Source organism: Streptomyces griseus subsp. griseus, assembly GCF_000720255.1.
Lineage (GTDB): Bacteria > Actinomycetota > Actinomycetes > Streptomycetales > Streptomycetaceae > Streptomyces > Streptomyces griseus_I.
In genome coordinates, this window is sequence record NZ_JOJE01000010.1 from 1 (window position 1) to 25,852 (window position 25,852).

General features: G+C 71.1%; 28 protein-coding genes and 3 tRNA genes. 9 read left to right on the forward strand and 22 right to left on the reverse strand.

Going from position 1 to position 25,852, the window contains the following annotated elements; all coding sequences use genetic code 11:
* Positions 1–261: 261 nt before the first annotated feature.
* From IG99_RS15540 to IG99_RS15570, 7 genes are all read right to left on the reverse strand, one after another.
* Positions 262–1,698, reverse strand: coding sequence for a DHA2 family efflux MFS transporter permease subunit (locus IG99_RS15540; protein WP_037674313.1), 1,437 nt, complete (start codon positions 1,696–1,698; stop codon positions 262–264).
* A gap of 85 nt (positions 1,699–1,783) precedes the next feature.
* A complete protein-coding gene (locus IG99_RS15545) occupies positions 1,784–2,353 on the reverse strand; it encodes a TetR/AcrR family transcriptional regulator (protein WP_199815528.1) in 570 nt (189 codons plus the stop codon).
* 103 nt (positions 2,354–2,456) lie between these two features.
* The gene (locus IG99_RS15550; RefSeq protein ID WP_037674315.1) at positions 2,457–2,885 is read right to left on the reverse strand and encodes a MaoC family dehydratase; all 429 of its coding nucleotides are present in this window, start codon (positions 2,883–2,885) and stop codon (positions 2,457–2,459) included.
* Between the two features lie 7 nt (positions 2,886–2,892).
* On the reverse strand, positions 2,893–3,345 hold the full coding sequence (locus IG99_RS15555; protein WP_037674316.1) for a MaoC family dehydratase N-terminal domain-containing protein: 453 nt from the start codon (positions 3,343–3,345) through the stop codon (positions 2,893–2,895).
* 101 nt (positions 3,346–3,446) lie between these two features.
* Entirely contained in the window at positions 3,447–3,611 is a 165-nt protein-coding gene (gene rpmG, locus IG99_RS15560) for a 50S ribosomal protein L33 (protein WP_003948671.1), read from the reverse strand.
* An 89-nt stretch (positions 3,612–3,700) separates the two neighbouring features.
* Positions 3,701–3,773: transfer RNA gene (locus IG99_RS15565), tRNA-Met, on the reverse strand.
* 46 nt (positions 3,774–3,819) lie between these two features.
* A tRNA-Thr gene (locus tag IG99_RS15570) sits at positions 3,820–3,892 on the reverse strand.
* A gap of 261 nt (positions 3,893–4,153) precedes the next feature.
* On the opposite strand from IG99_RS15570, the gene IG99_RS15575 reads away from it, so the two are divergent.
* The 3 genes from IG99_RS15575 to IG99_RS15585 all read left to right on the forward strand — a co-directional run bounded on the left by IG99_RS15575 (position 4,154) and on the right by IG99_RS15585 (position 6,660).
* Positions 4,154–5,440, forward strand: coding sequence for an amidohydrolase family protein (locus tag IG99_RS15575; protein WP_037674318.1), 1,287 nt, complete (start codon positions 4,154–4,156; stop codon positions 5,438–5,440).
* A gap of 192 nt (positions 5,441–5,632) precedes the next feature.
* A complete protein-coding gene (locus IG99_RS15580) occupies positions 5,633–6,289 on the forward strand; it encodes an SDR family oxidoreductase (protein ID WP_037674618.1) in 657 nt (218 codons plus the stop codon).
* Positions 6,290–6,291: 2 nt separating this feature from the next.
* Entirely contained in the window at positions 6,292–6,660 is a 369-nt protein-coding gene (locus tag IG99_RS15585) for a nuclear transport factor 2 family protein (protein ID WP_037674320.1), read from the forward strand.
* A gap of 21 nt (positions 6,661–6,681) precedes the next feature.
* Here IG99_RS15585 and IG99_RS15590 read toward each other — a convergent pair whose 3' ends face one another.
* A complete protein-coding gene (locus IG99_RS15590; protein WP_037674322.1) occupies positions 6,682–6,894 on the reverse strand; it encodes a hypothetical protein in 213 nt (70 codons plus the stop codon).
* A 387-nt stretch (positions 6,895–7,281) separates the two neighbouring features.
* Here IG99_RS15590 and IG99_RS15595 point away from each other — a divergent pair, with 387 nt between their 5' ends.
* Positions 7,282–7,560 carry a hypothetical protein gene (locus tag IG99_RS15595; protein ID WP_037674323.1) on the forward strand — a complete coding sequence of 93 codons (279 nt, stop codon included), beginning with the start codon at positions 7,282–7,284 and terminating at the stop codon, positions 7,558–7,560.
* Between the two features lie 110 nt (positions 7,561–7,670).
* The gene (locus IG99_RS15600; protein WP_037674325.1) at positions 7,671–8,060 is read left to right on the forward strand and encodes a VOC family protein; all 390 of its coding nucleotides are present in this window, start codon (positions 7,671–7,673) and stop codon (positions 8,058–8,060) included.
* An 80-nt stretch (positions 8,061–8,140) separates the two neighbouring features.
* Here the strand turns inward: IG99_RS15600 and IG99_RS15605 are convergent.
* Positions 8,141–8,222 (reverse strand) — tRNA-Tyr (locus tag IG99_RS15605).
* 236 nt (positions 8,223–8,458) lie between these two features.
* Here IG99_RS15605 and IG99_RS15610 point away from each other — a divergent pair.
* Positions 8,459–8,947 (forward strand): YajQ family cyclic di-GMP-binding protein, encoded by a 489-nt coding sequence (locus IG99_RS15610; RefSeq protein WP_037674326.1) that lies wholly within the window; start codon positions 8,459–8,461, stop codon positions 8,945–8,947.
* A 102-nt stretch (positions 8,948–9,049) separates the two neighbouring features.
* On the opposite strand, the gene IG99_RS15615 is transcribed toward IG99_RS15610, so the two are convergent.
* Positions 9,050–9,316: a GlsB/YeaQ/YmgE family stress response membrane protein gene (locus IG99_RS15615; protein WP_037674327.1), complete on the reverse strand. Its 267-nt coding sequence runs from the start codon at positions 9,314–9,316 to the stop codon at positions 9,050–9,052.
* 208 nt (positions 9,317–9,524) lie between these two features.
* Between IG99_RS15615 and IG99_RS15620 the strand changes: the two genes are divergently transcribed.
* Entirely contained in the window at positions 9,525–10,778 is a 1,254-nt protein-coding gene (locus tag IG99_RS15620; protein ID WP_037674330.1) for an APC family permease, read from the forward strand.
* Between the two features lie 39 nt (positions 10,779–10,817).
* Here the strand turns inward: IG99_RS15620 and IG99_RS15625 are convergent, their stop codons facing one another.
* The 12 genes from IG99_RS15625 to IG99_RS15680 form a co-directional block, all read right to left on the reverse strand.
* The gene (locus tag IG99_RS15625) at positions 10,818–11,210 is read right to left on the reverse strand and encodes a YccF domain-containing protein (protein ID WP_037674332.1); all 393 of its coding nucleotides are present in this window, start codon (positions 11,208–11,210) and stop codon (positions 10,818–10,820) included.
* Entirely contained in the window at positions 11,207–12,070 is an 864-nt protein-coding gene (gene htpX / locus IG99_RS15630; protein ID WP_037674335.1) for a zinc metalloprotease HtpX, read from the reverse strand. Before htpX ends, IG99_RS15625 begins: the two co-directional genes overlap by 4 nt.
* Before the next feature lie 250 nt (positions 12,071–12,320).
* A complete protein-coding gene (locus IG99_RS15635) occupies positions 12,321–13,820 on the reverse strand; it encodes an NADH-quinone oxidoreductase subunit N (protein WP_037674336.1) in 1,500 nt (499 codons plus the stop codon).
* Positions 13,817–15,391 (reverse strand): complex I subunit 4 family protein, encoded by a 1,575-nt coding sequence (locus IG99_RS15640; RefSeq protein WP_037674337.1) that lies wholly within the window; start codon positions 15,389–15,391, stop codon positions 13,817–13,819. Before IG99_RS15640 ends, IG99_RS15635 begins: the two co-directional genes overlap by 4 nt.
* Positions 15,392–15,397: 6 nt before the next feature.
* Positions 15,398–17,392 carry an NADH-quinone oxidoreductase subunit 5 family protein gene (locus tag IG99_RS15645; RefSeq protein ID WP_037674338.1) on the reverse strand — a complete coding sequence of 665 codons (1,995 nt, stop codon included), beginning with the start codon at positions 17,390–17,392 and terminating at the stop codon, positions 15,398–15,400.
* Positions 17,389–17,766, reverse strand: a complete 378-nt coding sequence (gene nuoK / locus IG99_RS15650) for an NADH-quinone oxidoreductase subunit NuoK (RefSeq protein WP_037674341.1) — start codon at positions 17,764–17,766, stop codon at positions 17,389–17,391. Before nuoK ends, IG99_RS15645 begins: the two co-directional genes overlap by 4 nt.
* Positions 17,766–18,419 carry an NADH-quinone oxidoreductase subunit J family protein gene (locus tag IG99_RS15655; RefSeq protein WP_037674620.1) on the reverse strand — a complete coding sequence of 218 codons (654 nt, stop codon included), beginning with the start codon at positions 18,417–18,419 and terminating at the stop codon, positions 17,766–17,768. Before IG99_RS15655 ends, nuoK begins: the two co-directional genes overlap by 1 nt.
* A 68-nt stretch (positions 18,420–18,487) precedes the next feature.
* Positions 18,488–19,048, reverse strand: coding sequence for a NuoI/complex I 23 kDa subunit family protein (locus IG99_RS15660; protein ID WP_037674343.1), 561 nt, complete (start codon positions 19,046–19,048; stop codon positions 18,488–18,490).
* On the reverse strand, positions 19,048–20,016 hold the full coding sequence (locus IG99_RS15665) for a complex I subunit 1/NuoH family protein (RefSeq protein ID WP_037674346.1): 969 nt from the start codon (positions 20,014–20,016) through the stop codon (positions 19,048–19,050). Before IG99_RS15665 ends, IG99_RS15660 begins: the two co-directional genes overlap by 1 nt.
* Positions 20,013–21,722, reverse strand: a complete 1,710-nt coding sequence (locus IG99_RS15670; RefSeq protein WP_037674347.1) for an NADH-quinone oxidoreductase subunit C — start codon at positions 21,720–21,722, stop codon at positions 20,013–20,015. Before IG99_RS15670 ends, IG99_RS15665 begins: the two co-directional genes overlap by 4 nt.
* Positions 21,719–22,357 (reverse strand): NADH-quinone oxidoreductase subunit B, encoded by a 639-nt coding sequence (locus IG99_RS15675; protein ID WP_037674348.1) that lies wholly within the window; start codon positions 22,355–22,357, stop codon positions 21,719–21,721. Before IG99_RS15675 ends, IG99_RS15670 begins: the two co-directional genes overlap by 4 nt.
* Positions 22,348–22,743: an NADH-quinone oxidoreductase subunit A gene (locus tag IG99_RS15680; protein WP_199815529.1), complete on the reverse strand. Its 396-nt coding sequence runs from the start codon at positions 22,741–22,743 to the stop codon at positions 22,348–22,350. Before IG99_RS15680 ends, IG99_RS15675 begins: the two co-directional genes overlap by 10 nt.
* 242 nt (positions 22,744–22,985) lie before the next feature.
* On the opposite strand from IG99_RS15680, the gene IG99_RS15685 reads away from it, so the two are divergent.
* Both IG99_RS15685 and IG99_RS15690 read left to right on the forward strand, forming a co-directional pair.
* Positions 22,986–24,215, forward strand: a complete 1,230-nt coding sequence (locus tag IG99_RS15685; RefSeq protein WP_078947735.1) for a sensor histidine kinase — start codon at positions 22,986–22,988, stop codon at positions 24,213–24,215.
* 195 nt (positions 24,216–24,410) lie between these two features.
* Complete coding sequence (locus tag IG99_RS15690; protein ID WP_037674352.1) at positions 24,411–25,748, forward strand: sensor histidine kinase; 1,338 nt, start codon at positions 24,411–24,413, stop codon at positions 25,746–25,748.
* The last annotated feature ends 104 nt before the right edge of the window (positions 25,749–25,852 follow it).

Genomic DNA, 25,852 nt, shown 5'->3' on the forward strand with positions numbered 1-25,852 from the left:
GTGGGGGGGTCGGGGCCGCGACGGGGGGTGTCCGTCCTCGGAACGGCGCGGAATCGGTCACTTGAGGACGCACTGGTGTTGACGCGCCAACCGCTGCGGGCGGACACCCCCCGCCCCGTCCCCTCCTCGCCGTCCGCGTGTGCGGGCCGTCCCACCTACCGGCTCCCGCCCCAGCGGCGCGGGTGAGCGAGAACCACCCCACGGCAGGCTGCGCGTACGACCCCGCCGACACCGACGAGGTCGTACGCGCGCGTGCCGTACTCAGCGACCCACAGTCTCCAGAACACGCCCCGAGTCGGCCTCGGCCACAACCTGCGTACCGCGCCGCCGCGAGGGAATCAGCAACGCCGCGACCCCCGCCAGCGCCACCACCCCCGCCCCCGTCACCAGTGCCGGCCGCAGCCCGTCCACGAAGGCCTGGCCGCTCTCGTATCCGCCCTGCGCCGAGAAGATCGACGACATGATCGCGATGCCGAGCGCACCGCCGATCTCTCGCAGCGCGTTGTTCGCTCCGGAGGCGATCCCCTGTTCCTGCGGCCGCACGCTGGACATCACCAGGTTCGACGCGGGCGCGAAGAACAGTGCCATCCCGATGCCGCTCATGATCAGCCCGGGCAACTGCACGGCGTACGACGCGTCGACCGTCACCACGTAGGCCATCCAGCCGAGCCCCGCCGCCTGGAAGAACAGACCCGCCGCGACGACCGGACGGCCGCCGATGCGGTCGGAGAGGATCCCGGCGATCGGCGCGACGAGCATCGGCATACCCGTCCACGGGAGCATCCGGAGCCCCGCCTCGGTGGGCGAGTACCCGAGCACACCCTGCAGGTACTGGCTGAGCAGGAAGATCGACCCGAACATCCCGAGGAACATCAGCAGGCTCGCGGCGTTGATGCCGGAGAAGGCGCGGGAACGGAAGAGCCGCATCGGCAGCATCGGGTTCTTCGCCCGGACGCCGTGGTGGATGAAGCCGGCCAGCAGCGCGGTGCCCGCGAACAGGCCGATCAGTACGAACGGGCTGGTCCAGCCGTCGGCCGGTCCGCGCACCAGGCCGTAGACGATTCCGAAGAGGCCGCCGCTGGCGAGCAGGGTGCCGGGTATGTCGAGTGGCGCGCCCGTGCCGTGCGACTCGGCGAGGCGCAGCCGGGCCAGGGGCAGCAGGGCGAGGCCCAGGGGGACGTTCAGCCAGAAGATCCACTGCCAGGAGATGTGCTCGGTGAGGCTGCCGCCGATGAGCGGTCCGGAGGCGACGGCGAGTCCGTTGACGGCGCCCCAGATGCCGTACGCCATACCGCGCTTGGCGGCGGGCACGGCCGCCGTGAGCAGGGTCAGCGTCAGCGGCATCAGGATGGCCGCGCCGACGCCCTGGATCGCGCGGGCGGCGATCAGGGAGTCGATGCCGGGGGCGAGGGCCGCGGCGGCGGAAGCGCCGGTGAAGACGGTGAGGCCGACGAGGAAGAGCCGGCGGCGGCCGAAGCGGTCACCGAGCGCCGCGCCGAACATGAGCAGGACGGCGAAGGTGAGCGTGTAGGCGCTCACGGTCCATTCCAGGTCGTCCAGCGCTCCGCCGAGGTCCTCGCGGATGGAGGGCAGGGCGGTGGTGACGACGAGGTTGTCCAGGGCCGCCATGAATCCGGCGACGCTGGTGATCACGAGGGCCCAGACGGCTCCCCCGCGGTGTGCTGTCTGCTCTGACATGGTTCCCCCAGAACTCCGTTGGTTAGTTATTGATGACTAACTTTTGCGGTCATGAAAGGGCGGGGTGAAGCCCGCCTCCGTGCACCTAGTGCTCCAGTCGGCCCTTGCTCCGTGCCGCCGGGTACAGCCCCTCCCACACCCGGTGCTCCGGCGGAAATCCCATCGCCACCAGGCAGTTGATCAGCATTCCGTACGCCAGGAAGGTCGTCGTCTCGCCGATGTCGGCACCCAGCGGCAGGTGGACGGTGTCCCACAGCCGCATCCAGCCGGCCCGCACCGCCTCCCCGAAGGCGTGGTCGCCCTCCTGTTCGGCGGCCCCTACGGCGACGTACATCTGCATCTGCATCTGCAGCAGCTCCGGCCGCTCGGCGATGACCTTGGTGTACGCGTTCGCCATGGCATGCAGGGCCTCTTCGCCCTCCAGCCCCTCCGAGGCCTCCCGGAAGGTACGGATGGTCTCCTCGACGCAGCGGTCGGCCGCCGCCAGGAAGATCGCCTTCTTGCCGGGGAAGAGCCGGAAGAGGTACGGCTGCGAGACGCCGACCCGCTTGGCGATCGCCTCGGTCGACGTGCCGTGATAGCCACCGCGGGCGAACTCGGCCATCGCCGCACGAATGACGCTCTCGCGCCTCTCCTCTGCACTCATCCTGGACATGTGCATCAAGTTAGTGCTCAATCACTAACTAAGTCAAGCGGTGTAAGGGGCGTCGGCAATTGCCGACGCCCCTTACACACTGTCTGTGTACTTTCTTGCGCGCTCAGGCCAGCCGTACGACGGCCCGCGACATGCCGAGCACCTTCTGGCCGTCGCTCGTCGCCGTCAGGTCGACCCGCACGGTGTTGTCGTCGAGCTTGGCCGCCACCTTGCCGGTGACCTCGATCACGGCGCCCTTGTCATCGTCGGGGACGACGACCGGGCGGGTGAACCGGCAGCCGTACTCGACGACCGCGCCGGGATCGCCGGTCCAGTCGGTGACCACGCGGATCGCCTCGGCCATCGTGAACATGCCGTGCGCGATGACGTCCGGGAGTCCGACCTCCTTGGCGAACCTCTCGTTCCAGTGGATGGGGTTGAAGTCCCCGGACGCGCCCGCGTACTGGACGAGGGTGGCACGGGTCACAGGGAAGGTCTGGACCGGGAGTTCCGTGCCGACCTCGACGTCGTCGTAAGCGATCTTCGCCGTCATCGCGTCCTCACGCCTCCTCGGCCGCGCGGGCCACCAGCTTGGTCCAAGCGGTCACGACGTGCTCTCCGGCCTCGTCGTGGACCTCACCGCGGACGTCCAGGATGTCGTTGCCCGCGAGGGACTTGATCGCCTCGATGGTCGAGGTGACCGTGAGCCGGTCGCCGGCACGCACCGGGCGGACGTAGGCGAACTTCTGGTCGCCGTGCACCACGCGGCTGTAGTCCAGGCCGAGCTGCGGGTCCGTGATGACCTGCCCCGCGGCCTTGAAGGTGATCGCGAAGACGAAGGTCGGCGGGGCGATCACATCCGGGTGACCGAGCGCCTTGGCGGCCTCCGGGTCCGTGTACGCGGGGTTGTTGTCCCCGACGGCGTCGGCGAACTCGCGGATCTTCTCCCGGCCGACCTCATAGGGATCGGTGGGCGGGTAGGTCCGCCCCACGAAGGACTGGTCGAGCGCCATGGGCTCGGCACCTCCTGGTTGCTCTACTGACCGGTACGGGTCGCTCAACGACGCGAGGCCGCCCCCGATCACTCGGGGACGGCCTCGTGTACGAGCCTGTTTTATCGCGTTTCGCGGTGCGCGGTGTGCGCATTGCAACGCGGGCAGTGCTTCTTCATCTCAAGACGGTCCGGGTTGTTACGCCGGTTCTTCTTGGTGATGTAGTTCCGCTCCTTGCACTCCACGCAGGCCAGCGTGATCTTCGGGCGGACGTCGGTGGCAGCCACGTGAGTGCTCCTTGACGAACGGATTGATTGTATTAACGCAAGAAAGAGTAGCCGATCGAAGGACCGACCCCGCAATCGGCTACTGTGTGTAGCGGTGACCGGACTTGAACCGGTGACACAGCGATTATGAGCCGCTTGCTCTACCGACTGAGCTACACCGCTGCGGATCAATCGGATCCCGCCTCGCGACGGGAACCTCTCTCACCAGAGCCCCAATACGGAATCGAACCGTAGACCTTCTCCTTACCATGGAGACGCTCTGCCGACTGAGCTATTGGGGCGAGCGATGAAGACATTACACGCTCGGCAGCCGTTCACCCAAATCCGTTTCGCGCCGCCTGTCCGGCCCCGTTGAGCGGCTCTCCCAGCGGCCTCGCGGGCCCCTCGGACCCGGCCCACCACACCGGTACGACTATTGCGCTCCTCCCCGCCGGGGGCGAGGTGCCGCCCTAGGCTCGACTCACTCTGCGTGATCTTGAGTGCCTGACCTCGTGTCCCGTGGGCGCCCTCGAGCCCACCCCATGCCGAGCACCTGGAGCCCGATGCCCGACAGCCGGCCGCAGCCGTCCCCGTCGTCGCGCCCGCCGGGCGGCCCCTCCGAGCCCGCCCTCCTGCTGTGCGGAGCACGGCTCACCGACGGCCGGGCCGTGGACGTTCGGCTGGGCGGCGGACGCATCGAGGCGGTCGGCACGGCGGGCAGCCTGGCGGTCGGCCCGACGCTCGGCGCGGGCGCCCGGGTGGACCTCAGCGGCTACCTGCTTCTGCCCGCCCCGGCCGAGGCGCATGCCCACGCCGACACCGCGCTGTCCGCCGACGGCGACGGACCCGTCTCCTACGCCCCCGAGGACGTCCAGCGCCGGGCGGTGGAAGCCGCGCTGCTGCAACTCGGCCACGGGGCGACCGCGCTTCGCGCCCATGTGCGCGTGGGCGCTGTGCAGGGGCTGGGCGCGCTGGCAGCCGTGCTGCGGACCGGGCGTTCGCTGCGCGGACTGGCCGAGGTGGCGACGGTGGCCGTGCCGCGAGTGCTGACCGGGGTGGCCGGAGCCGACGGACTCGCGGTGCTGCGGGACGCGGTGAAGATGGGCGCCTCCGTGGTGGGCGGCTGTCCCGACCTGGACCCCGATCCGACGGGGTACGTCGAGGCCGTCCTGGAGATCGCCTCCGAGTTCGGCTGCCCCGTCGACCTGCACACCGACGCCGAGGACCCGGCCCGCCTCGCCCGTCTCGCGGCGATGGCCGGCGGACTGCGCCCCGGCGTCGCCCTCGGCCCGTGCGGCGGACTCGCCCGCCTGCCCGCCGAGATGGCCTCGCGCACCGCCGACCGGCTCGCGGCGGCCGGCGTGACGGTGGTGTGCCTCCCGCAGGGCGGCTGCGGGGGCGCCGAGGGGCGCGACATGGCCCCGGTCGGTCTGCTGCGCGCCGCCGGGGTGCGGGTCGCGGCGGGCAGCGGCGCCCTTCGGGACGTGTCCAACCCGGTGGGCCGCGGGGACCCGCTGGAGGCCGCCTACCTGCTGTCCTCCCGCCACGGCCTGCGCCCCGAGGACGCCTATGACGCCGTCAGCGCGTCCGCGCGGGCCGCGCTGGGCCTGCCCGAGGTGCGCGTCGAGGCGGGCTTCCCCGCCGAACTCCTCGCGGTCCGCGGGGACCGGCTCGCGGGCGCGCTGTCCCTGGCGTACAGCCGGATCGTGATCCACCGTGGCCGCGTGGTGGCACGGACGAGCGCGGTGCGGGAGTACTGCAACTCGGCGGCGGCAGCGGAGTCCGCGCCGGGATCGGGACCGGAGTTGCCGCGACAGGGGCCGCGACGGGGGCGGGGTGAGCCGTCGTAGGAGCCCCGGGGGAGCCGTCGTAGGAGCCCCGGGGGAGCTGTCGTAGGAGCCCTGGGGGAGCCGTCGTAGGAGCCCCGGGGTTTTGAAGCCCCGGGGGGAGCTGTCGTAGGGCGCTGTCGGGTGGAGGTGCGGGCCCGGGGCGGGAGCGAAGCCATGCGGCGGATGCGGCCGTCCGGGCGTACGGTCGAAGGCATGCGCATTGTCATCGCTGGTGGACATGGTCAGATCGCGCTGCGGCTGGAGCGGCTGCTCGCCGGGCGTGGGGACGAGGTGGCGGGGATCATCCGCAAGCCCGAACAGGGCGAAGACCTGCGGGAGGTCGGCGCCGAACCGGTCGTGCTGGACCTGGAATCGGCGTCGGTCGAGGAGGTCGCGGAGCGGTTGCGGGGCGCGGACGCGGCGGTGTTCGCGGCGGGCGCGGGCCCGGGCAGCGGGACGGCCCGGAAGGAAACCGTGGACAAAGGCGCGGCGGTGCTGTTCGCGGACGCGGCGGTCCGGGCGGGCGTACGGCGCTTCGTCGTCGTGTCCTCCATGGGCGCGGACCCGGACCACCAGGGCGACGAGGTGTTCGACGTGTACCAGCGCGCCAAGGGCGAGGCCGACGCGTACGTGCAGGGCCAGGACGCCCTGGACTGGACGATCCTGCGTCCCGGCGCGCTCACCGACGACCCCGGCACCGGTCTCGTCCGCCTGGAGGCCCGCACGGGCCGCGGTCCGGTCCCACGCGAGGACGTGGCCGCCGTGCTCGCGGAGCTCGTGGACACCCCGGCGACGACCGGTCTGGTCCTGGAGCTGATCAGCGGCTCGACACCGGTGTCGGTGGCAGTGAAGTCGGTGGCGGGGAACTGACCATGACGGTGCCTGCGGCGCGGGAGGCCATGCTGCGTCGCATGTACGAGGCGTTCTCGACCGACGAGCGCGACACCTTCGTGGCGGGATGCCTGGCGCCGGACGTGGACTGGCCCGACGTGCTGGACGGCACCCGGCTGCACGGCCGGGAGGCCGTACGGGCGTACTGGGCACGGCAGTTCGCGGCCGCCCATCCCCTCGTCCGGCTGGAGGGACTACGGCTCGACCAGGACGGCGAGGCGGTGGTGGTGACCGTACGGCAGGGGCTTCGGATCGATGACGAGGACCACTGGGCCGGGACGGTGGAACACGTCTACCGCTTCGGCGGGGACGGGCTGGTGAGTCGAATGGACGTACGGACGGTGCCGTAGGGGCCGCCCGCGCGCCGGGGGCTAGAACAGCGGCAGCTGGCCGGGGAAGTCCGGTAGGACGTGGCCGTCCAACGACGGTTGGACGGCGCCCAGTTGCGCCTGTTGGCGGGAACCCGGGCAGGAGGTCAGTTCGCCGTGCTCCCGTGCGCCGGGTGGGTCGTGGCGGGCGAAGCGCCCCGCGACGACGGCGATCTCCCGACGGCACACGGGGCAGTTCCTGCGGCGGGACGACATACGTCCGTCAACTCCTTCGGTTCATCCGGTCCGCCGGGGCGCGCGGCGGCTGCCCCGGCCTCGCCAGCTTCGCCGGCCTCGCCGGCCTCGCCGGCCGACAACGTTTTCGAGCCAGGACCGGCTTTCGGGCCGGCCGGGGTCGCGCGACAACGACACAACGACTGTTCCACACCGGACTTCGGGGGAGGGACGATATGGGCCCACACCAGGGCGGTGACCGCCGGGCCGCGGCCGTCCCTCTTCCAGCGGTACGGCAGGCCGCGTCGGGTTCTGCCGCGCGCGGGGCCCACGACTCGCCGAGCGAACCGCGCTCGACCCGCGAAAACTCGCCGTACGTACCCCCACCCGACGCGCGAAAACTCGCTCGGTTCCTTAGGATCCGACCACGTGGCACACACTTTCGAGGAACTCGTGGAGAAGCAGCGCACGGCGAACGAGGCGCACGTCAGGGTCGTGCAGCTGCGGGACACGTTCGGGGCCCCCACCGCGGAGCCGTGGACCAAGGAACAGACCGACACCTACGAGACCGCGTGGCGGGCGTGGCGCGACCTGGCACGGGACGTGCAGGCCGCGGTGACCGAGTACGCCAAGGAAGAGGGGAAGCTGCGCCACGACGTCGAGGCGGACGTGAAGAAGGCGGCGCGGGCGGACACGGACGAGCCGTAATCGCCTACCGCCGCGGGTGGAGGTCCGACTACGATCAAGGGCAACATCGCGTGCCGGTCACCGACTGGGTGAGGCATGGAGGTGTCGGGACATGCCCATGGAGGCATCCCTTGTCAGTCGAGTTGAACCACACGATCGTCCACGCCCGTGACAACCGCGAGTCCGCGGAGTTCTTCACGGCCCTGCTGGACCTCGAGACAACCGCCGAGTGGGGACCGTTCATCGCGGTCACCCTCAGCAACGGCGTCACCCTGGACTTCGCCACGATCCCCGCGGACAAGATCACCCCGCAGCACTACGCCTTCCTCGTCTCCGAGGAACAGTTCGACGCCGCGTACACCCGGATCAGGCAGCAGGGCATCGAGCACTACGCCGACCCGCAACGGAAACACCCGGGCACCATCAACCACAACGACGGAGGCCGCGGCGTCTACTTCATGGACCCCGCTGGCCACGCGATGGAACTCATCACCGTCCCGTACGGCGGCTGGCCTTCGTAACCACGGGCCTGCTGCCCCCGTACACAAAGAGACCCCCTCTATTCCGCGTCTCCGCAGAGTAGAGGGGGTCTTCCCCAAAGTGGCGGCGCCAGGATTCGAACCTGGGAAGGCTGAGCCGGCAGATTTACAGTCTGCTCCCTTTGGCCGCTCGGGCACACCGCCGGGGTAGCTGCCCTTCGAACCGCTTTTCGGCGGTGCTCCGTGGCAACGACGTAAACAATACCCGATACGGAGGGGTGCTTCGCCACCCGATTGATCACCGCTCGGCGAGGGCGGGGTGGCTAGGCTTGTCCGGATGCGGACCGGGACTCATGCCGGGCTCGGCGGCGGATCCCCCGTACGCCGATGGGCACCCGAACCGCATCCGATACGCACCCCGATACAAGGAGCCACAGGACATGGCCGACTCCAGTTTCGACATCGTCTCGAAGGTCGAGCGGCAGGAGGTCGACAACGCCCTCAACCAGGCCGCCAAGGAGATCTCGCAGCGCTACGACTTCAAGGGCGTGGGCGCCTCGATCTCTTGGTCCGGGGAGAAGATCCTCATGGAGGCGAACTCGGAGGACCGGGTGACGGCCGTCCTCGACGTCTTCCAGTCCAAGCTGATCAAGCGTGGCATCTCCCTGAAGGCTCTGGACGCGGGCGAGCCGCAGCTCTCGGGCAAGGAGTACAAGATCTTCGCGTCGATCCAGGAGGGCATCTCCCAGGAGAACGCGAAGAAGGTGGCGAAGATCATCCGTGATGAGGGCCCGAAGGGCGTGAAGGCCCAGGTGCAGGGCGAGGAGCTGCGCGTCAGCTCCAAGAGCCGCGACGACCTCCAGGCCATCATCGCCCTCCTGAAGGGCAAGGACTTCGACTTCGCGTTGCAGTTCGTGAACTACAGGTGATCCATCTGTTCCATCGGCTGATACGTCGCTGATACGACGAAGGGGTGGGCGCCGGTGGGTGCCCACCCCTTCTGCTGCCGCCCCCTCGCCGGCTCACCCGTCTCAGTTACGAGAGTTCCCGAACAGCAGGCGGTAGACGACGAGCAGGACGAACGAGCCGCCGATCGCCGCGGCCCATGTGGCCCCGTCGTAGAAGTCCTTGGAGATGGGGTGGTCCAGCCAGCGGGCCGAGATCCAGCCGCCGATGAACGCGCCCGCGATGCCGATGAGGGTCGTGCCGATGAAGCCGCCCGGGTCACGTCCGGGGAGAAGGAACTTGGCGATGGCTCCTGCCAACAGTCCCAGGATGATCCAGCTGATGATGCTCATGCCCTGAACCTGCCCTTCCGCGCTGTGCCCGCACTGTTCCGGCACTGTGTTTTAGATCCCGACGGGCAGTTCTTTGCCGGGCTGTGCCTTGTGAGGTTCCTCACGGCCCCTCGTCGTGCGTGTGCTTGTGCCGTTTGTTCGCGGCGTGTTGATGAAGAGGACGTCACCGCTCCGCCTGTCGGTTGCATCGATCAGTAGGGTGCGCCTCATGACTCAGTCGGGATCCGCGTCCGCCGAGCTGCGGCGCACTCTGGGCGTCCCGGACGCCGTGGTCATCGGGCTCGGCTCGATGGTCGGCGCCGGCATCTTCGCCGCCCTGGGTCCCGCTGCGCACGCGGCCGGGTCCGGGCTGCTGCTCGGGCTGGCCGTGGCGGCGGTGGTCGCCTACTGCAACGCCATGTCGTCGGCGCGGCTGGCCGCGTTGTACCCCGCCTCCGGCGGCACGTACGTGTACGGGCGCGAGCGGCTCGGGCCGTTCTGGGGGTATCTGGCCGGCTGGTCGTTCGTGGTCGGTAAGACGGCCTCCTGTGCGGCGATGGCGCTGACCGTGGGAGCGTACGTCTGGCCGGGGCAGGCGCACGCGGTGGCGGTCGCGGCCGTGGTGGCGCTGACCGCGGTGAACTACGGCGGCATCCAGAAGTCGGCCTGGCTGACGCGGGTGATCGTGGCGGTGGTGCTGGCCGTCCTCGCCGGTGTGGTGGTCGTGTGCCTCGGGTCGGGGGCGTCCGACGCGGGGCGCCTGGACGTCGGGGCCCCGGAGGGCGCGGGCGGAGTGCTGCAGGCCGCTGGTCTGCTGTTCTTCGCGTTCGCCGGGTACGCCCGCATCGCGACCCTCGGCGAGGAGGTCCGGGACCCGGCTCGCACGATTCCCCGCGCCATCCCGCTGGCCCTGGGCATCGCGCTGGTCGTGTACGCGGCGGTGGCCGTCGCCGTCCTGTCCGTGCTGGGGGCTCAGGGGCTCGGGCACGCGGCCGCGCCACTGGCCGACGCGGTGCGGGCGGCCGGGGTGCCCGGGATGGTGCCGGTGGTGCGGGTCGGTGCCGCCGTGGCGGCGCTGGGCTCGCTGCTCGCGCTGATCCTGGGCGTGTCGCGGACGACGCTGGCGATGGCCCGGGACCGGCATCTGCCGGGCGCGCTGGCGGCCGTGCACCCACGCTTCCAGGTGCCGCACCGGGCGGAGCTGGCGGTGGGCGCGGTCGTCGCGGTCCTCGCTGCCACGGTGGACGTGCGGGGCGCGATCGGTTTCTCCTCCTTCGGTGTGCTGGCCTACTACGCGGTCGCCAACGCCTCGGCCTGGACGCTCGATTCGGCTCCGGCGGCCCGGGTGGTGCCGGCCGTGGGGCTTCTCGGCTGCGTGGTGGTGGCGTTCGCGCTGCCGGGGGTCTCGGTGGTGGTGGGCGTCACTGTGCTGGTGGTGGGGGTGGTCGCGTACGGCATACGGCGACGGGTGGCCGCGCGTTGACGGAGTGGCCGTGGGCGCGTCAGCGGAGCGGCCGTTCCGTCAGGTGCCCGCGAACGGCTGGTCCGTGGGCACGATTTCGCGGCCAAGGGGGAGCAGTGAGACCGGGATCAACTTGAAGTTGGCGATGCCGAACGGGATACCGATGATCGTGAGGCACAGCGCGATGCCGGTGGCGATGTGGGTGAGCGCAAGCCACCAGCCGGCGAGGACGAGCCACAGCACGTTGCCGACGCAGGAGGGGGCACCGGCGTCCCGCCGCTCGACGGTGGTGTAGCCGAACGGCCAGAGGGCGTAGACGCCGATGCGGAACGCGGCCACGCCGAACGGGATGCCGATGATCGTGATGCAGAGCAGCAGGCCCGCGGCGAGGTAGCCGAGGAACAGCCAGAAGCCGCTCAGGACGAGCCAAATGACATTGAGGATGGTCTTCATTGGTAACGACCTGCCATCTTCTCGAGCCGCGCGATGCGGTCCGCCATCGGCGGGTGGGTGGAGAACATCTTGGAGACGCCCTGTCCTGGTCGGAACGGGTTCGCGATCATCATGTGGCTCGCGGTCTCGATGCGCGGCTCGGGGGGCAGCGGGAGCTGCTTGGTGCCGGCTTCCAGCTTGCGCAGGGCGCCGGCCAGGGCGAGGGGGTCGCCGGTGAGCTGCGCACCGGAGGCGTCCGCCTCGTACTCCCTGGAGCGGCTGATGGCGAGTTGGATGAGGCTGGCGGCGAGCGGGCCCAGGATCATGATCAGCAGAAAGCCGAGGATGCCGGGGCCGTCGTCGTCGTCCGAGCGGCCCACCGGGATGAGCCACGCGAAGTTGACCAGGAACATGATCACCGAGGCGAGAGCGCCGGCGACCGACGAGATCAAGATGTCCCGGTTGTAGACATGGCTGAGCTCGTGGCCGATGACGCCGCGCAGTTCGCGCTCGTCCAGGATGCGCATGATTCCCTCGGTGCAGCACACGGCGGCGTTGCGCGGGTTGCGGCCGGTAGCGAAGGCGTTGGGGGCCTCCGTCGGAGAGATGTACAGGCGGGGCATGGGCTGACGGGCTTGGGTGGAGAGGTCGCGGACCATCCGGTACAGGGCCGGGGCCTCGAACTCGCTCACCGGGCGGGCTCGCATGGCGCGCAGCGCCAGCTTGTCGCTGTTCCAGTACGCGTACGCGTTGGTCCCGAGGGCGACGACGAGCGCCACGATCAGTCCCGTACGGCCGAAGAAACTGCCGATGAGGATGATGAGTGCGGACAGCCCCCCGAGGAGCACTGCTGTCCTGAGCCCGTTGTGCCGGCGGTGCACGGTACGCCCTCCAAGTCGTGCGGCAGGGGAACCCTTTGCCTGCGGATCTTCTCTGGTGTCTCCGATGCCACTGGTGCCGTGGTGCCACGTCCAGTGGACCCTCCCGTACTGGTCAACGCCAGGCGGGGGCCGCGGGTTCCCTGGTGCGTACGGCGGCGCGCGTGGGCCGTCCGGGTGACGGCGCTGGTGCGGGGCACGCGCGCGTGAGGAACAAGTGCCCCACGCGCGCGTACGGGATGCGTCGGAAGCCTCAGAAGAGTCCGGCGTCGGTGAAGCGCAGGACCAGCTGGGGTGCTCCGGACAGGGCGACGCCGAGGACGGCGGTGAGGGCGATCGCCGCGGTGAGGGGGGCGGGGAGGCGGTGCTTCTCGGGCTCGCCCTCAGGGGCGCGGAACAGCAGGGCGGTCCACTGGAGGTAGTAGAACAGCGCGATCACCACGTTGACGGCCATGACGACGGCCAGCCAGCCCAGGCCCGCGTCGACGGCCGCCGAGAAGACGGTGACCTTCGCGAAGAGGCCGATGATGCCGGGCGGCAGTCCGGCCAGGCAGAGCAGGAAGAAGGCCAGCACGAGGGCGGCGACGGGGTTCGTGGCGTACAGGCCCCGGTAGTCGGTGATGCGGTTCAGGGTTTTCGTACGGCCCACCAGGGCCGCCACCGCGAAGGCGCCGAGGTTCACGGCCGCGTACATGAGGGCGTAGGCGACCGTGGAGCCGATCGAGTGCTCGGGGTCGTCGGACCAGGCGGCCGCGGCGATCGGTACGAGGAGGTAGCCGGCCTGGCCGACCGAGGACCAGGCGAGCAGCCGTACCGCGCTGTACGCGCGCGTGGCCTGCTGGCGCAGGGCGCCGACGTTGCCGACGGTCATGGTGAGGGCGGCCAGCGCGGCGAGCGCGGGGCCCCAGGCGTCGGCGTACGACGGGAAGGCGACGACCGTGACGAGGATGAGGCCGGAGAAGCCGACCGCCTTGCCGACGACCGAGAGGTAGGCGGCGATGGGGAGGGGGGCTCCCACGTAGGTGTCGGGCACCCAGAAGTGGAAGGGGACCGCGGCGGTCTTGAAGGCGAAGCCGACGAGGGTGAGGACGACGCCGGTCTGGGCGAGGGTCTGGAGCTGTCCGTCGACGTGCTGGACGCGGTCGGCGACCTGGGTGAGGTAGAGGGTGCCGGTCGTCGCGTACACGAAGCTGATGCCGAGGAGGCTGACGGCGGTGGCCGTGACGGACGACAGGAAGAACTTCAGGGCCGCTTCGGAGGACCTCTTGTCGCCCTGCCGGATGCCGACGAGGGCGAAGGCGGGCAGGGAGGCGACCTCCAGGGCGACGACGAGGGTGGCGAGGTCGCGGGAGGCGGGCAGCAGGGCGGCTCCGGCGGCGGAGGACAGCAGCAGGAACCAGAACTCCCCTTCGGGGAGTTCCTTGCGCGAGTCCTTCAGGGTGGTGACGGACAGGAGGGCTGCGAGGAGGGCGCCGCCGAGGACCAGGAATTGGATGACGAGGGTGAAGCGGTCGGCCGTGTAGCTGCACACGTCGGCGTCGTCGGTCAGGCAGAAGGTGGAGCGGTCGCCGTCGACGAGGGGCAGCAGCAGGAGCGCGGAGGCCGCGAGGCCGGCCACGGACACCCAGCCGAGCAGGGCCTTCCTGGCGTCGTCGACGAAGAGGTCGGCGACGAGGACGACGAGTCCGACGACCGCGGCGAGGGTGGGCGGCGCGATCGCGAGCCAGTCGACGGACTGGACGAGGGAGCTCATCGGGTGCCTCCTGCCAGGAGTTGCTGCACGGCCGGATCGGTCAGGCCGAGGAGTGCCTTGGGCCACAGGCCGGCGACCACGGTGAGGACGACGAGCGGCGTCCAGGCCGCGAACTCGTACGAGCGGACGTCCGTGAGCTTCGGGGCGTCCTGCGGGAGCGTGCCCATGCACACGCGGCGGACCACGACGAGCAGGTAGGCGGCCGTCAGGAGGGTGCCGAAGGCGGCGATCGCCGTGAAGGTGAGGAAGGCGGGCCTGCTGAGGCCGACGGCGGGGTCGAACGCGCCGAACAGGGCCAGCATCTCGCCCCAGAACCCGGCGAGTCCCGGCAGCCCGAGGGAGGCGACCGCGGCGAAGGCGAGCAGGCCGCCGAGGCGGGGGGCCTTGCCGTAGAGGGCGGCGCCGGTTGCCTGGGCCAGGGTGTCGAGGTCGGAGGTGCCGGTGCGGTCCTTCAGGGCGCCGACCAGGAAGAAGAGCAGGCCGGTGATGAGGCCGTGGGCGATGTTGGCGAACAGGGCGCCGTTCACGCCGGTCGGGGTCATGGTCGCGATGCCGAGCAGGACGAACCCCATGTGGCCGACGGAGGAGTAGGCGATGAGGCGCTTGAGGTCGCCCTTCGCGCCCTGCTTGGCGAGGGCCAGGCAGGCCAGGGATCCGTAGATGATGCCGACGACGGCGAAGGCGGCGAGGTAGGGCGCGAAGGTGCGGAAGCCGTCGGGGGCGATGGGGAGGAGGATCCGCACGAAACCGTAGGTCCCCATCTTCAGCAGGACGCCCGCGAGGAGGACCGAGCCGACGGTCGGCGCGGCGGTGTGGGCGTCCGGCAGCCAGCTGTGCAGCGGCCACAGCGGGGTCTTGACCGCGAGCCCGATCCCGATCGCCAGAACGGCGGTGACCTGCACGGATGTGGTCAGTGACCGGCCGTTGTCAGTGGCGAGTGCCACCATGTCGAACGTGCCCGTCTTGATTCCGATCAGGAGCAGGCCGAGCAGCATGACGACGGAGCCGAGCAGGGTGTAGAGGATGAACTTCCACGCGGCCTGGGTCCGTTGCTCACCGCCCCAGCGGGCGATGAGGAAGTACATCGGGATGAGGACCGTCTCGAAGGCGAGGAAGAACAGCAGCAGGTCGAGGACGGCGAAGGTGGCGAGGGTGCCGGACTCCAGGACGAGCACCAGGGCGACGAAGGCCTTCGGGGACGGGCCCGTGGGCGGCTTGAAGTAGGAGTAGAGCGCGCAGAGGAAGGTCAGCAGCGCGGTCAGGACCAGAAGGGGGAGGGAGATGCCGTCGATGCCGAGGTGGATCCGCACGTCGAGTGCGGGGATCCAGCTGATGTCGGTCGTGGCCTGCATCTTCGAGGGATGGTCGTGGTCGAAGCCGAGCGCGAGGACGATCGCGGCGATGAGGATCACGCCGGTCACGGTCACGCCGTGCCGCAGCACGGCCTGCTCGGGTGACTTCCCCTTCAGACCGGGCGGGGCGGGCAGGAGAGCGGCGACGGCGCCGAGGAGCGGGCCGGCGACGATCAACGCCAGGAGGAACTGCATCACGGACTCGTTGATATCGATCACGCGTGCTCACGCTCCCGTGGCGACGAGAAGGGCGGCGACCGCCAGGACGACGGTGCCGGCGAGCAGCGCGCTCACATAGGTCTGGACGTTGCCGGTCTGGGCGCGCCGTACGGCCGCGCCGAGCAGGCGGGGCAGGGCTCCCGCGCCGCGTACGTAGGTGTCGACGACCTCGCGGTCGAGGAACCGGACGAGACTCGCTCCGGCCTGGACCGGGCGGACGAACAGCGCCCGGTACACGGCGTCGAGGTGGAAACCGACGGCCGCGTGGCGGTGCAGCGGGCCGAGCAGGAGCCGTCCGGGGTCCGCCGGGTCGGGGGCGGAGGCCACGTCCCCGTAGGCGGGCGCGTGGGTCGCGATGGCCTCGGCCTCGACCTGGGCGGCGTCGCCCTCGGGGTGGGCGGCGACCGCTCCCAGGGGCACGCGGGCCGCGACGGCACTGGTGTGCCGCCAGGCGCCGTAGGTGATGACGCCGCCGGCCAGGGCGATGCCCGTGCCGAGCACGGACGTGGTGAGGGCCGGGGTCAGGTCACGGCCGTCGAACCAGTCGGGGAGCACCCGGTAGGCGAACGCGCCGAGGGCGAGGGACGGTGCGGCGAGCACCCACAGCACCACCGTCATCGTCAGCGGCTGCCTGCCGTGGTCGGGGGCCTCGGCGCCCCGGCCGCGGAAGGCGAGCAGCCACAGGCGGGTGGCGTAGGCGGCGGTGAGCAGGGCCGTGACCAGGCCGGCGACGAGGACGATCCAGCCGACGGCGGCGGGGGCGTGCTCGGTGTGGCCGGTGGCGACGTGCTCCGCGGCGCCGAGGACGGACTCCTTGGAGAAGAAGCCGCTGAAGGGCGGGATCGCGGCGAGCGCGAGGAGCGCCACGGTCATCGTCCAGTACGCGTCGGGCACGCGGTCGCGCAGATGGCTCATGCGGGACATGGCAGCCAGCGAGTTGGTGCCGGCGGCGTGGATGATCACGCCGGCCGCGAGGAACAGCAGGGCCTTGAAGGCGCCGTGCGAGAGGAGGTGGAAGACGGCGGCACCGCGGTCGCCGACGGCGAGGGCGCCGGTCATGTAGCCGAGTTGGCCGATCGTCGAGTAGGCGAGGACGCGCTTGATGTCGTCCTGGGCGAGCGCGGCGAGACCGGAGCCGGCCATGGTCACGGCGGCCATCACGGCGAGGACGACCAGCGCGGCCTGGGAGGCCTGGAAGACGGGGAGGAGCCGGGCGACGAAGTAGACACCGGCGGCGACCATCGTCGCGGCGTGGATCAGCGCGGAGACGGGCGTGGGGCCCGCCATCGCGTCGGGGAGCCAGGTGTGCAGCGGGAACTGCGCCGACTTGCCGGCCACGCCCGCGAGGAGCAGCAGGGCGACGACCGTGGGGTGGTCGAGTCCGCCGTGCGCGACCGCGCCGAGGACCTTCGTGATGCGGAAGGAACCGGCGTCGGTGGCGAGGGCGAACAGGCCGATGAGGAAGGGGACGTCACCGAGCTTGGTGACGAGGAAGGCCTTGATGGAGGCGGCGCGGGCCTCCGGGGTCTCCCAGTAGTGGCCGACCAGGAAGTAGGAGCAGATGCCCATGACTTCCCAGCCGACCAGCAGCACGATCAGGTCGCCGGAGTAGACGACCAGGAACATCGCGGAGGTGAACAGGGAGACGAGAGCGGCGTACGAGGGGTATCGCGGGTCCTCACGCAGGTAGCCCGTCGAGTAGATCTGCACGCAGGAGGCGACGACCCCGACCAGGACGGCGACGAGGGCGGCGAAGCCGTCGACGTACAGGGCGAGTTCGATGGGGACGGAGCCGGTGGGCGTGAGCTCGGTGGCGGCGGTCACCGCCTGGTCTCCGCCCTGGCGCACGGCGACGACCGCGGCCAGGACGAGGGAGGCGAGCGTCGGCAGGACCGCGAGCGGGCGTACGAAGCCGGGGGCCGTGCGGCCCAGGAGCAGTCCGGCGACCGCTCCCAGGAAGGGGAGGACGGGGACGAGGACGGCGAGGGTGGTCGTGGTCACGCGGTGGCCTCAGCCTTCTCGGTGCCCGGCTCGGTCTCGGGGGTGTCGGTGCCGTGGCCCTCGGCGGTGTCGCGGAGCTTGTCGATGTCGGCGGTGCCGCGGTTGCGGTGGACGGCGAGGACGATCGCGAGGCCGATGCCGATCTCGGCGGCGGCGATGGCGATGGTGAACAGGGTCAGGGCCTGCCCGGAGTGCAGGGTCTCCTCGGCGGCGCGGCTGAGCCAGACGTCGAAGGCGACGAGGTTGAGGTTGACGGCGTTGAGCATCAACTCGACCGACATCAGGACCAGGATCGCGTTGCGACGGGCGAGGACGCCGTACAGGCCCGTGCAGAAGAGGAGGGCGGAGAGGACGGCGGGATAGGCGAGGTGCATCAGCGGGTGCCTTCCTGCTCGGCCGGGTTCGCGCGGACCTGCGGATCCGAACTTTCTGTGACCGGTCGGGAACTCTTCGTGACGCCCCGGGCGTTCACGGGGGGAGAGCTCGACTCCTCCTTCGCCTTGCGGGACAGGACGATCGCGCCGACCAGGGCGGCGAGGAGGAGGACGGAGAGGGCCTCGAAGGGGAGCACCCAGTTCTGGAAGAGGCTCGCGCCGGTGGCCTCGGTGGAGCCGGCGGCCGGGCCGTCGAGGTCGATCCAGGTGGTGCGGAAGGCGTCGACGACGACCCAGACCAGGGCGGCCGCAGCGGCGACGGCCACGATGAGGGCGGCCCAGCGGTTGCCGGAGTCGGCGTCCGGGGAGCGGCCGATGGGTGCCCTGGTGAGCATCAGACCGAACAGGAGGAGGACGACGACGGAACCGACGTAGATGAGGACCTGCACCCAGGCGATGAACTCGGCGGTGAGCAGGAGGTATTCGACGGCGAGGCCGCCGAGGGTCACCACCAGCCACAGGGCGGCGTGCACCAGCTGCCTGGTGGTGACGGTGACGAGCGCGGCGCCGAAGGTGACGAGGCCGACGAGGAGGAAGGCGATCTCGACGCCGGTCGGGGAGAGGAAACCGTGGGGTGCCTGGGCCAGAGTCACATGCGGTGCCTGAGCGAGAGTCACGTGCGGTGCCTGGGCCAGAGTCACGTGCGGTGCCTGAGCGAATGTCACGACTCGCCTCCGGACGGGTCGGCCGGCTCCGCCTGTGCGGCCGCGAGCTTCTCGGCCGTCTTGCGGGCGGCGGCGATCTCCTTCGGCTCCTCCGCGGCGGGGTCGAGGGCGGGCGGGGCCGGCACGGTCCACATCCACTCGCGGAGCTTGTCGCGTTCGTGGGTGAGGTCGCGGATGTCGGTCTCGGCGTACTCGAACTCCGGGGACCAGAACAGGGCGTCGAAAGGACAGACCTCGATGCAGATACCGCAGTACATGCACAGGGAGAAGTCGATGGCGAAACGGTCGAGGACGTTGCGGCTGCGTTCGCGGCCACCCGGGGTCGCCGCGGGGACCGTCTCCTTGTGGGAGTCGATGTAGATGCACCAGTCGGGGCACTCACGGGCGCACAGCATGCAGACCGTGCAGTTCTCCTCGAACAGGCCGATCACGCCCCGGGTGCGGGGCGGGAGGTCGGGCTGGGCGTCCGGGTACTGCTCGGTGACGGTCTTCCTCGTCATCGTGCGGAGGGTGACGGCCAGGCCCTTGGCGAGGCCGGAGCCGGGGATGGGGGCCACTAGGAGATCACCACCTTGACGATGCCGGTGAGGGCGATCTGGGCGAGGGAGAGGGGGACGAGGAGGGTCCAGGACAGCTTCTGGAGCTGGTCCTCGCGCAGGCGGGGGTAGGTGACGCGGAGCCAGATCACGATGAACGCGAGGACGGCCGTCTTCAGCAGGGTCCAGACCCAGCCGAGGCCGTCGGCGCCCCAGGGGCCGTGCCAGCCGCCCAGGAAGAGGACGGTGGTCAGGCCGCACAGGACGACGATTCCGGCGTACTCGGCGAGGAGGAAAAGGGCGAAGCGCAGGCCGGTGTACTCGGTGTACGCGCCGAAGATGATCTCCGAGTCGGCGACCGGCATGTCGAACGGGGGGCGCTGGAGTTCGGCGAGGCCGGCGACGAAGAAGACGATCGCGCCGACGATCTGCCAGGGCAGCCACCACCACTCGAAGGCGTCGAGGATACCGGGGAGGGAGACGGTGCCGGCCGCCATCGCCACCGAGGCGGCGGTCAGCAGCATGGGCAGTTCGTAGGCGAGGAGCTGGGCGGCGGTGCGGAGGCCGCCGAGGAGGGAGAACTTGTTCGCGGAGGCCCAGCCGGCCATGAGGGACCCGAGGACGCCGACGCCCATCACGGCGAGCACGAAGAACACGCCCGCGTCGACGACCTGGCCGACGGCGCCCTCGCCGGGGCCGATCGGGACGGCGAGGAGGACGAGGAGGTACGGGAGCAGGGCCACGGCCGGGGCGAGCTGGAAGATACGGCGGTCCGCACCGGCGGGGACCACGTCCTCCTTCTGCGCGAACTTCACGCCGTCCGCGATCAGCTGGGCCCAGCCGTGGAAACCGCCGGCGTACATCGGACCGAGGCGGCCCTGCATGTGGGCCATCACCTTGTGCTCGGTCTGGCCGATGATCAGGGGGAAGGTGAGGAACACCCCGAAGACGATCAGGAGTCGCAGGGCGACGTCGAGAGCGTCGTTCACTGCCGGCCTCCTGGGGGGTTCTCGGGTGGGGTACGGGGGCTGTCGGGGGCGGGCGCCGCACCGGCGTCGGCGTCAGCGTCTTGGTTCGCCTCAGGCGCCGGGTGGGGTTCCGGGGCGGGGGCCCGGTCAGGTTTCGGGTCAGGCTCCCGGGCGTGCTCGGCAGCGGGCTTCGGCTCGGGTTCCTGGACGGGCTTCCGCTCGGGTTCCTGCGCGGACTTCGGCTCGGCTGTACGGGCGGGCTTCGGCTCGGGTTCTGGCTCGGCTTCCGGAGCGGGCTTCGGCTCGGGTTCCGGAGCGGACTTCGGCTCAGCTTCCGCAGCGGGCTTCGGCTCGGCTGCCTGGCCGGGCTCCGGCTCGGGTTCCGGAGCGGGCTTCGGCTCGGGTTCCGGAGCGGACTTCGGCTCGGCTTCCTGCGCGAGCTCCGGGGCGGACTCGGGTTCCGGTTCCGCCGTGGGTTTCGGTTCGTCGAAGGCCGGACGGGCGTGGTGCCACGGGGCGTCGGAGCTGCGGGGGGCAGTGGAGGGTTTGGGCTCGTCGGTCGCGGCGGGTTCAGCGGCCGACGTCCGCTGGGAGGCCGAGCCCTCGCTGACGCTGCGCGAGCGACGGTGGCCCGCCGGGGCGGGGGACGTTTCGGCGCCCCCCGCAGGCTGCGCGGCCTCCGCGCCCTCGGCGGCCTCCGCATCTCGAGTGCGCTGGCTTGCCGAGCCCTGCGAAGCGGTGCGTGCCCGTCGAGCCCTGGTCGGCGGAATTTCAGCCGCTGAGGTCGCAGCCTCAGTCGCCGAGGTCGCAACCTCAGCCGCCTGGGTCCCGCCCTCAGCCGCCGAGGTCACAGCCTCAGCCGCCGCAGTCGCGCCCCCAGCCGCCGGAGTCGCAGCCTCGGCCGCCGGAGTCCCGCCCCCAGCCGCCGGAGTCGCAGCCTCGGCCGCCGGAGTCCCGCCCTCAGCCGCCGGAGTCGCAGCCTCAGCCGCCGGAGTCGCGGCCTCGGCAGCCTGGCTGGCCGACCCTTCCGCCGCGGTGCGGGCCCGCCGTACCGGCCGCTCCCCCGCCGCACGCACGGGCCGCTCCCCGGTGGCCCGAGCAGGGCGCTCCCCCGCCGCGCGTCCCGCTCCGCGGGCCGGACGGGCCGGGGCGGGGGGAAGTTGGCCCTTCAGTGGGCCCCACTCGTTGGGGTCGGGGACGCCGGGGGGAAGCATCTGGCGGCGCTTGGGGCCGCCGTGGTCGGACTCGCCCGGTTCCTTCGCGCCGGGCCAGGCCTTGGCGACGCGGGCGGCGAGGACGAAGTCCTTGCGGAGGGGGTGGCCTTCGAAGGTTTCGGGGAGGAGGAGGTGGTCGAGGGCGGGGTGGCCCCGGAAGTCGACGCCGAACATTTCATGGGTCTCGCGCTCGTGCCAGGCCGCGCCCGCGTAGACGTGGACCGCGGACGCGAGGACCGGTGCGTCGTGCGGGACGGTGGTGCGCAGGAGCAGGCGGCGTACCGGGGACAGCGCAGCCACGTGCGCGGCGACGCGGAAGCCCGTGCCCGGCTCGTCGACCGCGCTCAGCCAGTCGAAGTAGGTGCAGCCCAGGCGATCGCGGGCGGTCTCCAGTGCCGCGGTCCAGGCGGAGGGGGGTACGTCCACCGTGAGGACGTCGTAGGACTCCTCGGCCGTGGCCTGCGTACCGAACAGCTCCTCGGCGGAGGCGGGCAGCCAGCCGACAGCGGTCATCGTGCGTCTCCCGAGGCGGGCCCGGATTCAGCACCGGAGGGGGCGGCCCCGCCGGCCGGTGGTTGGACCAAGCCGCTCTGGAGGGCCGCCGGGGTCGGGCGGGGCGGGGTGCCGTAGCGGTCGCCGAGGGACTCGCGGGCGATCTTCTCCTGGAGCTTCAGGATGCCCTGGAGGAGGGCTTCCGGGCGGGGCGGGCAGCCGGGGACGTAGACGTCGACCGGGATGATCTGGTCGACGCCCTTGGTCACGGAGTACGAGTCCCAGTACGGGCCGCCGCAGTTGCTGCACGCGCCGAAGGAGATGACGTACTTCGGCTCGGGCATCTGCTCGTAGAGGCGCTTCACGGCTGGGGCCATCTTGTCCGTCACCGTGCCGGAGACGACCATGAGGTCGGCCTGGCGGGGGCCCGGCGCGAAGGGGATCACGCCGAGGCGGATGAAGTCGTGGCGGGCCATCGACGCGGCGATGAACTCGATCGCGCAGCAGGCGAGGCCGAAGTTGAAGACCCACAGGGAGTAGCGGCGGCCCCAGTTGAGGACCACCTTCATCGGCTCGGGGGCCAGCCGGGCGAGCGCGCCCAGCCGCTTCGGCTCGGGAAGCAGCACGGGCTCAGGGGCGGACGGGGTCACGTCCATGCCAGGACCCCCTTCTTGTATGCGTAGAGCAGGCCGACGGCGAGGAAGCCCAGGAAGATGAACATCTCCACGAGGGTGGCCGCGCCGTAGCCGGGCGCGGCGAACACCGTGGCCCACGGGAAGAGGAAGATCGAGTCGACGGCGAAGATCACGTACAGGAAGGCGTAGACGTAGTAGCGGACCTGGGTGTGGGCCCAGCCCTCGCCGACGGGGTCGACACCGCACTCGTACGTCAGGAGTTTCTCCGGGGTGGGCACGACAGGGCGCAGCAGGCGGCCGGCGCCGAACGCGACGGCCACGAACAGCACGCCGACGAGCGTGAGCAGTCCGACGACCGAGTACGACTGGAAGTAGTCCGCCGCGACGACGACCGTCGGGTCGCTCACCGTTACGCGCAGCGTCTCCGACAACGTCTGCCCCTCGCTCCCTGGCCTCGACAGTGTTCGACGATCTGTACGCACGCGAGTCTAGGGCCTGCTAAAGAGAGCGTAAGCAGCCCGTCACGCCTTGAACGACGGGGGCGGGAACGTGATGGAGCCGCGGTGGTGCCTTGGTGGGGTTTTCCCCCGTCGGGCAAGGGCGGCCGACCTCATGGCGCGGGAGCCCGCGGCGCGGCACGCTACCGCATATGACCGCTTCCAACTCCGCCTCCCGCTGGGGCAGAACGCACGGCATAGCGACACAGGGCGCCGGGCCGCTGGACGACGCGCCGCGGGGCGACGTCCCTCTGCCCCCGCCCCGGTTCGCCCTCGACCCGCAGACGTGGAAGGAGATCACGCATCTCCTGGTGAACCTGCCGATGTCGTTGATCGGCTTCGTTTATGTGATGACGGCGATGTTCACCGGCGCCGGGCTGAGTGTCACCGCGGTCGGCCTGCCGCTGCTCGCGGTGGGGCTGGCGGGCGCCCGGCTGCTGGGCCGGTTCGAGCGGGCCCGGGCGCGGGCGCTGCTCGGGGTGCGGATCGACGAGCCGAGTCCACTGCCCTGGCGCCGGGGCGGGAGTTACCTCCAGCGGATGTGGCTGGCGCTGAAGGACCCGGTGGGCTGGCGATCGGGGCTGTATGAGCTGATCCGGCTGCCGTGGGGTGTCCTCACCTTCACCGTGACGCTGGTCTCGCTGTTCGTGCTGTGGCCGGTGCTGCCGTTCGTGGCGCGGGGGCTCACGAACGTGGACCGGGCGTTGGTGCGGGGGCTGCTGTCGCCGTCCGACGAGTTGGAGCGCCGTATCGCCGAACTGGAGTCCGACCGGGGAGTCGTGGTCGACACGGCTGCCGCCGATCTGCGGCGCATCGAGCGCGATCTGCACGACGGGGCGCAGGCGCGGCTGGTCAACCTGGCGATGGGGCTGGGTCTGGCAAAGGAGAAGTTGCTGGAGGACCCGGACACGGCGGCTTCGATGGTCGAGGAGGCGCACGGCGAGGTGAAGCTGGCGCTGCAGGAGCTGCGCGACCTGGCTCGGGGCATCCATCCCGCCGTCCTCACCGACCGTGGTCTGGACGCGGCGCTGTCGTCGGTCGCCACGCGCTGCACCGTGCCGGTGAAGGTGACGGCCGACCTGGTGTCGAGACCGGCGGCGGCCATCGAGGGCATCGCCTACTTCACGGTGTCGGAGCTGTTGCAGAACATCAGCAAGCACAGCGGGGCGAAGTCCGCGGCGGTGGACGTGTGGCGGACGGACGACCGGTTGATGATCCAGGTCCGGGACGACGGCCGTGGAGGCGCGCGTCCGGACGGCGGTACGGGGATGCGGGGGCTGGCGGAGCGCCTGGGCGCCGTCGACGGGCTGTTCGTCGTGGACTCCCCGCCGGGCGGTCCCACGACCGTGACGGCGGAGCTGCCCTGGCGGGAGCGGTCCTGACGCGAGGCGCCAAGGTTCCGGATGCGGCGGCCGCCGGCACGGCTGCCCGGGGGTGGGGAAAACCCCCCTTCCGAGAGGCCGACGGACTCCATGGTCCACAGGGCCGTCGCCCGGGAGGGTGGAGGTACGACAGCCGACGCGGCACGCCGAGCAGGTATGGCAAGCAGACACGACGAGCAGAACGGGACGGGACCGATGGCCACGCAGTACGGGGAGTACGGACAGGAGTACGGCCTCCAGGAAACCGGTCGGCGGCACCGGCTGCCCGCCGCGCTGCGGGCACCGGTCGAGCCGCGCCACTGGGGCGAGCTCGCCTATGTGCTGCTGAGCCTGCCGATCAGCATCGCGCTCTTCATCTACTCCGTCACGATGGTGTCGCTGGGGGCGGGCCTGCTGGTGACGTTCCTCGGTGTTCCGGTGCTGGCGGGGGCGCTGGCGGGCTGCCGGGGCATCGGCGTGCTGGAGCGGGCGCGGGCACGCGGGCTGCTCGGCCTGGAGGTCGACGACCCGGAGCCGCTGCGGGTACGGAAGAACGGCTTCATGGGGTGGATCGGCGCCGTGCTGAAGAGCGGCACGTCGTGGCGGCACCTGCTGTACTCGGTCCTCCACATGCCGTGGTCGGTGTTCTCCTTCACCGTCTCGGTGGTCTTCTTCTCGTGCGGGTGGACGCTGCTGACGTACCCGCTGTGGTTCTGGGTCTTCCCGATGTACGGCGGTCAGGGCGGTATCCAGCTCTACGGTGACGAGACGCACCGGATCTACCTCGACAACCCGTTCGAGATCACCGTGACCGCGCTGGTGGGGCTCTTGTTCACGATGGTCACGCCGTGGATCGTGCGGGCGCTGACGATGGTGGACCGGCTGCTGGTGCACGGGCTGCTCGGCCCGTCGACGCTGGCCTCGCGGGTGGTGGAGCTGGAGTCCGACCGAGGGGTTGTGGTGGACACGGCGGCGGCGGACCTGCGGCGCATCGAGCGGGATCTGCACGACGGGGCGCAGGCGCGGCTGGTGGCGCTGGCGATGGATCTGGGACTGGCGAAGGAGAAGCTGTCGGAGGATCCCCGGACGGCGGCGCGGATGGTGGACGAGGCGCACGGTGAGGTGAAGACGGCGCTGCAGGAGCTGCGGGACCTGGCCCGGGGCATCCATCCGGCGGTGCTGACGGACCGGGGGCTGGACGCGGCGCTGTCGGCGGTGGCGTCGCGGTGCGCGGTGCCGGTGCGGGTGGAGGTGGATCTGACGGAGCGGCCGGCGCCGGCGATCGAGGGGATCGCGTACTTCACGGTGTCGGAGTTGTTGCAGAACATCAGCAAGCACTCGGGGGCGACGCGGGCGGCGGTCGATGTGTGGCGGGTGGAGAACCGGTTGATGTTGCAGGTGGTGGACAACGGGGTGGGGGGTGCGGATGCCTCCGGCGGGTCGGGGCTGGCCGGGCTTGCGGGGCGGTTGGACGCGGTGGACGGGATTCTGGTGGTGGACTCGCCGGTGGGTGGGCCTACCCGGGTGACGGCGGAGCTGCCCTGGCGGGGGTGAGTCCACAGCGGGCGGCCGGGGCGGGCGGTGAGGGGGCGCCCCCGCCGCCCTCACCCGTCCCGTCCCAGGAGCTGCGCCCTCTCGGCCCCCGATCGGGTCGCCGA

Bases quoted from the DNA above. Each gene is read 5' to 3' on its own strand.
- IG99_RS15540 (WP_037674313.1), bottom strand. From the start codon at position 1,698: ATGTCAGAGCAGACAGCACACCGCGGGGGAGCCGTCTGGGCCCTCGTG.
- IG99_RS15545 (WP_199815528.1), bottom strand. From the start codon at position 2,353: ATGTCCAGGATGAGTGCAGAGGAGAGGCGCGAGAGCGTCATTCGTGCG.
- IG99_RS15550 (WP_037674315.1), bottom strand. From the start codon at position 2,885: ATGACGGCGAAGATCGCTTACGACGACGTCGAGGTCGGCACGGAACTC.
- IG99_RS15555 (WP_037674316.1), bottom strand. From the start codon at position 3,345: ATGGCGCTCGACCAGTCCTTCGTGGGGCGGACCTACCCGCCCACCGAT.
- IG99_RS15575 (WP_037674318.1), top strand. From the start codon at position 4,154: ATGCCCGACAGCCGGCCGCAGCCGTCCCCGTCGTCGCGCCCGCCGGGC.
- IG99_RS15580 (WP_037674618.1), top strand. From the start codon at position 5,633: ATGCGCATTGTCATCGCTGGTGGACATGGTCAGATCGCGCTGCGGCTG.
- IG99_RS15585 (WP_037674320.1), top strand. From the start codon at position 6,292: ATGACGGTGCCTGCGGCGCGGGAGGCCATGCTGCGTCGCATGTACGAG.
- IG99_RS15590 (WP_037674322.1), bottom strand. From the start codon at position 6,894: ATGTCGTCCCGCCGCAGGAACTGCCCCGTGTGCCGTCGGGAGATCGCC.
- IG99_RS15610 (WP_037674326.1), top strand. From the start codon at position 8,459: ATGGCCGACTCCAGTTTCGACATCGTCTCGAAGGTCGAGCGGCAGGAG.
- IG99_RS15615 (WP_037674327.1), bottom strand. From the start codon at position 9,316: ATGAGCATCATCAGCTGGATCATCCTGGGACTGTTGGCAGGAGCCATC.
- IG99_RS15620 (WP_037674330.1), top strand. From the start codon at position 9,525: ATGACTCAGTCGGGATCCGCGTCCGCCGAGCTGCGGCGCACTCTGGGC.
- IG99_RS15625 (WP_037674332.1), bottom strand. From the start codon at position 11,210: ATGAAGACCATCCTCAATGTCATTTGGCTCGTCCTGAGCGGCTTCTGG.
- IG99_RS15635 (WP_037674336.1), bottom strand. From the start codon at position 13,820: ATGAGCTCCCTCGTCCAGTCCGTCGACTGGCTCGCGATCGCGCCGCCC.
- nuoK (WP_037674341.1), bottom strand. From the start codon at position 17,766: ATGCACCTCGCCTATCCCGCCGTCCTCTCCGCCCTCCTCTTCTGCACG.
- IG99_RS15670 (WP_037674347.1), bottom strand. From the start codon at position 21,722: ATGACCGCTGTCGGCTGGCTGCCCGCCTCCGCCGAGGAGCTGTTCGGT.
- IG99_RS15675 (WP_037674348.1), bottom strand. From the start codon at position 22,357: ATGGACGTGACCCCGTCCGCCCCTGAGCCCGTGCTGCTTCCCGAGCCG.
- IG99_RS15685 (WP_078947735.1), top strand. From the start codon at position 22,986: ATGACCGCTTCCAACTCCGCCTCCCGCTGGGGCAGAACGCACGGCATA.
- IG99_RS15690 (WP_037674352.1), top strand. From the start codon at position 24,411: ATGGCCACGCAGTACGGGGAGTACGGACAGGAGTACGGCCTCCAGGAA.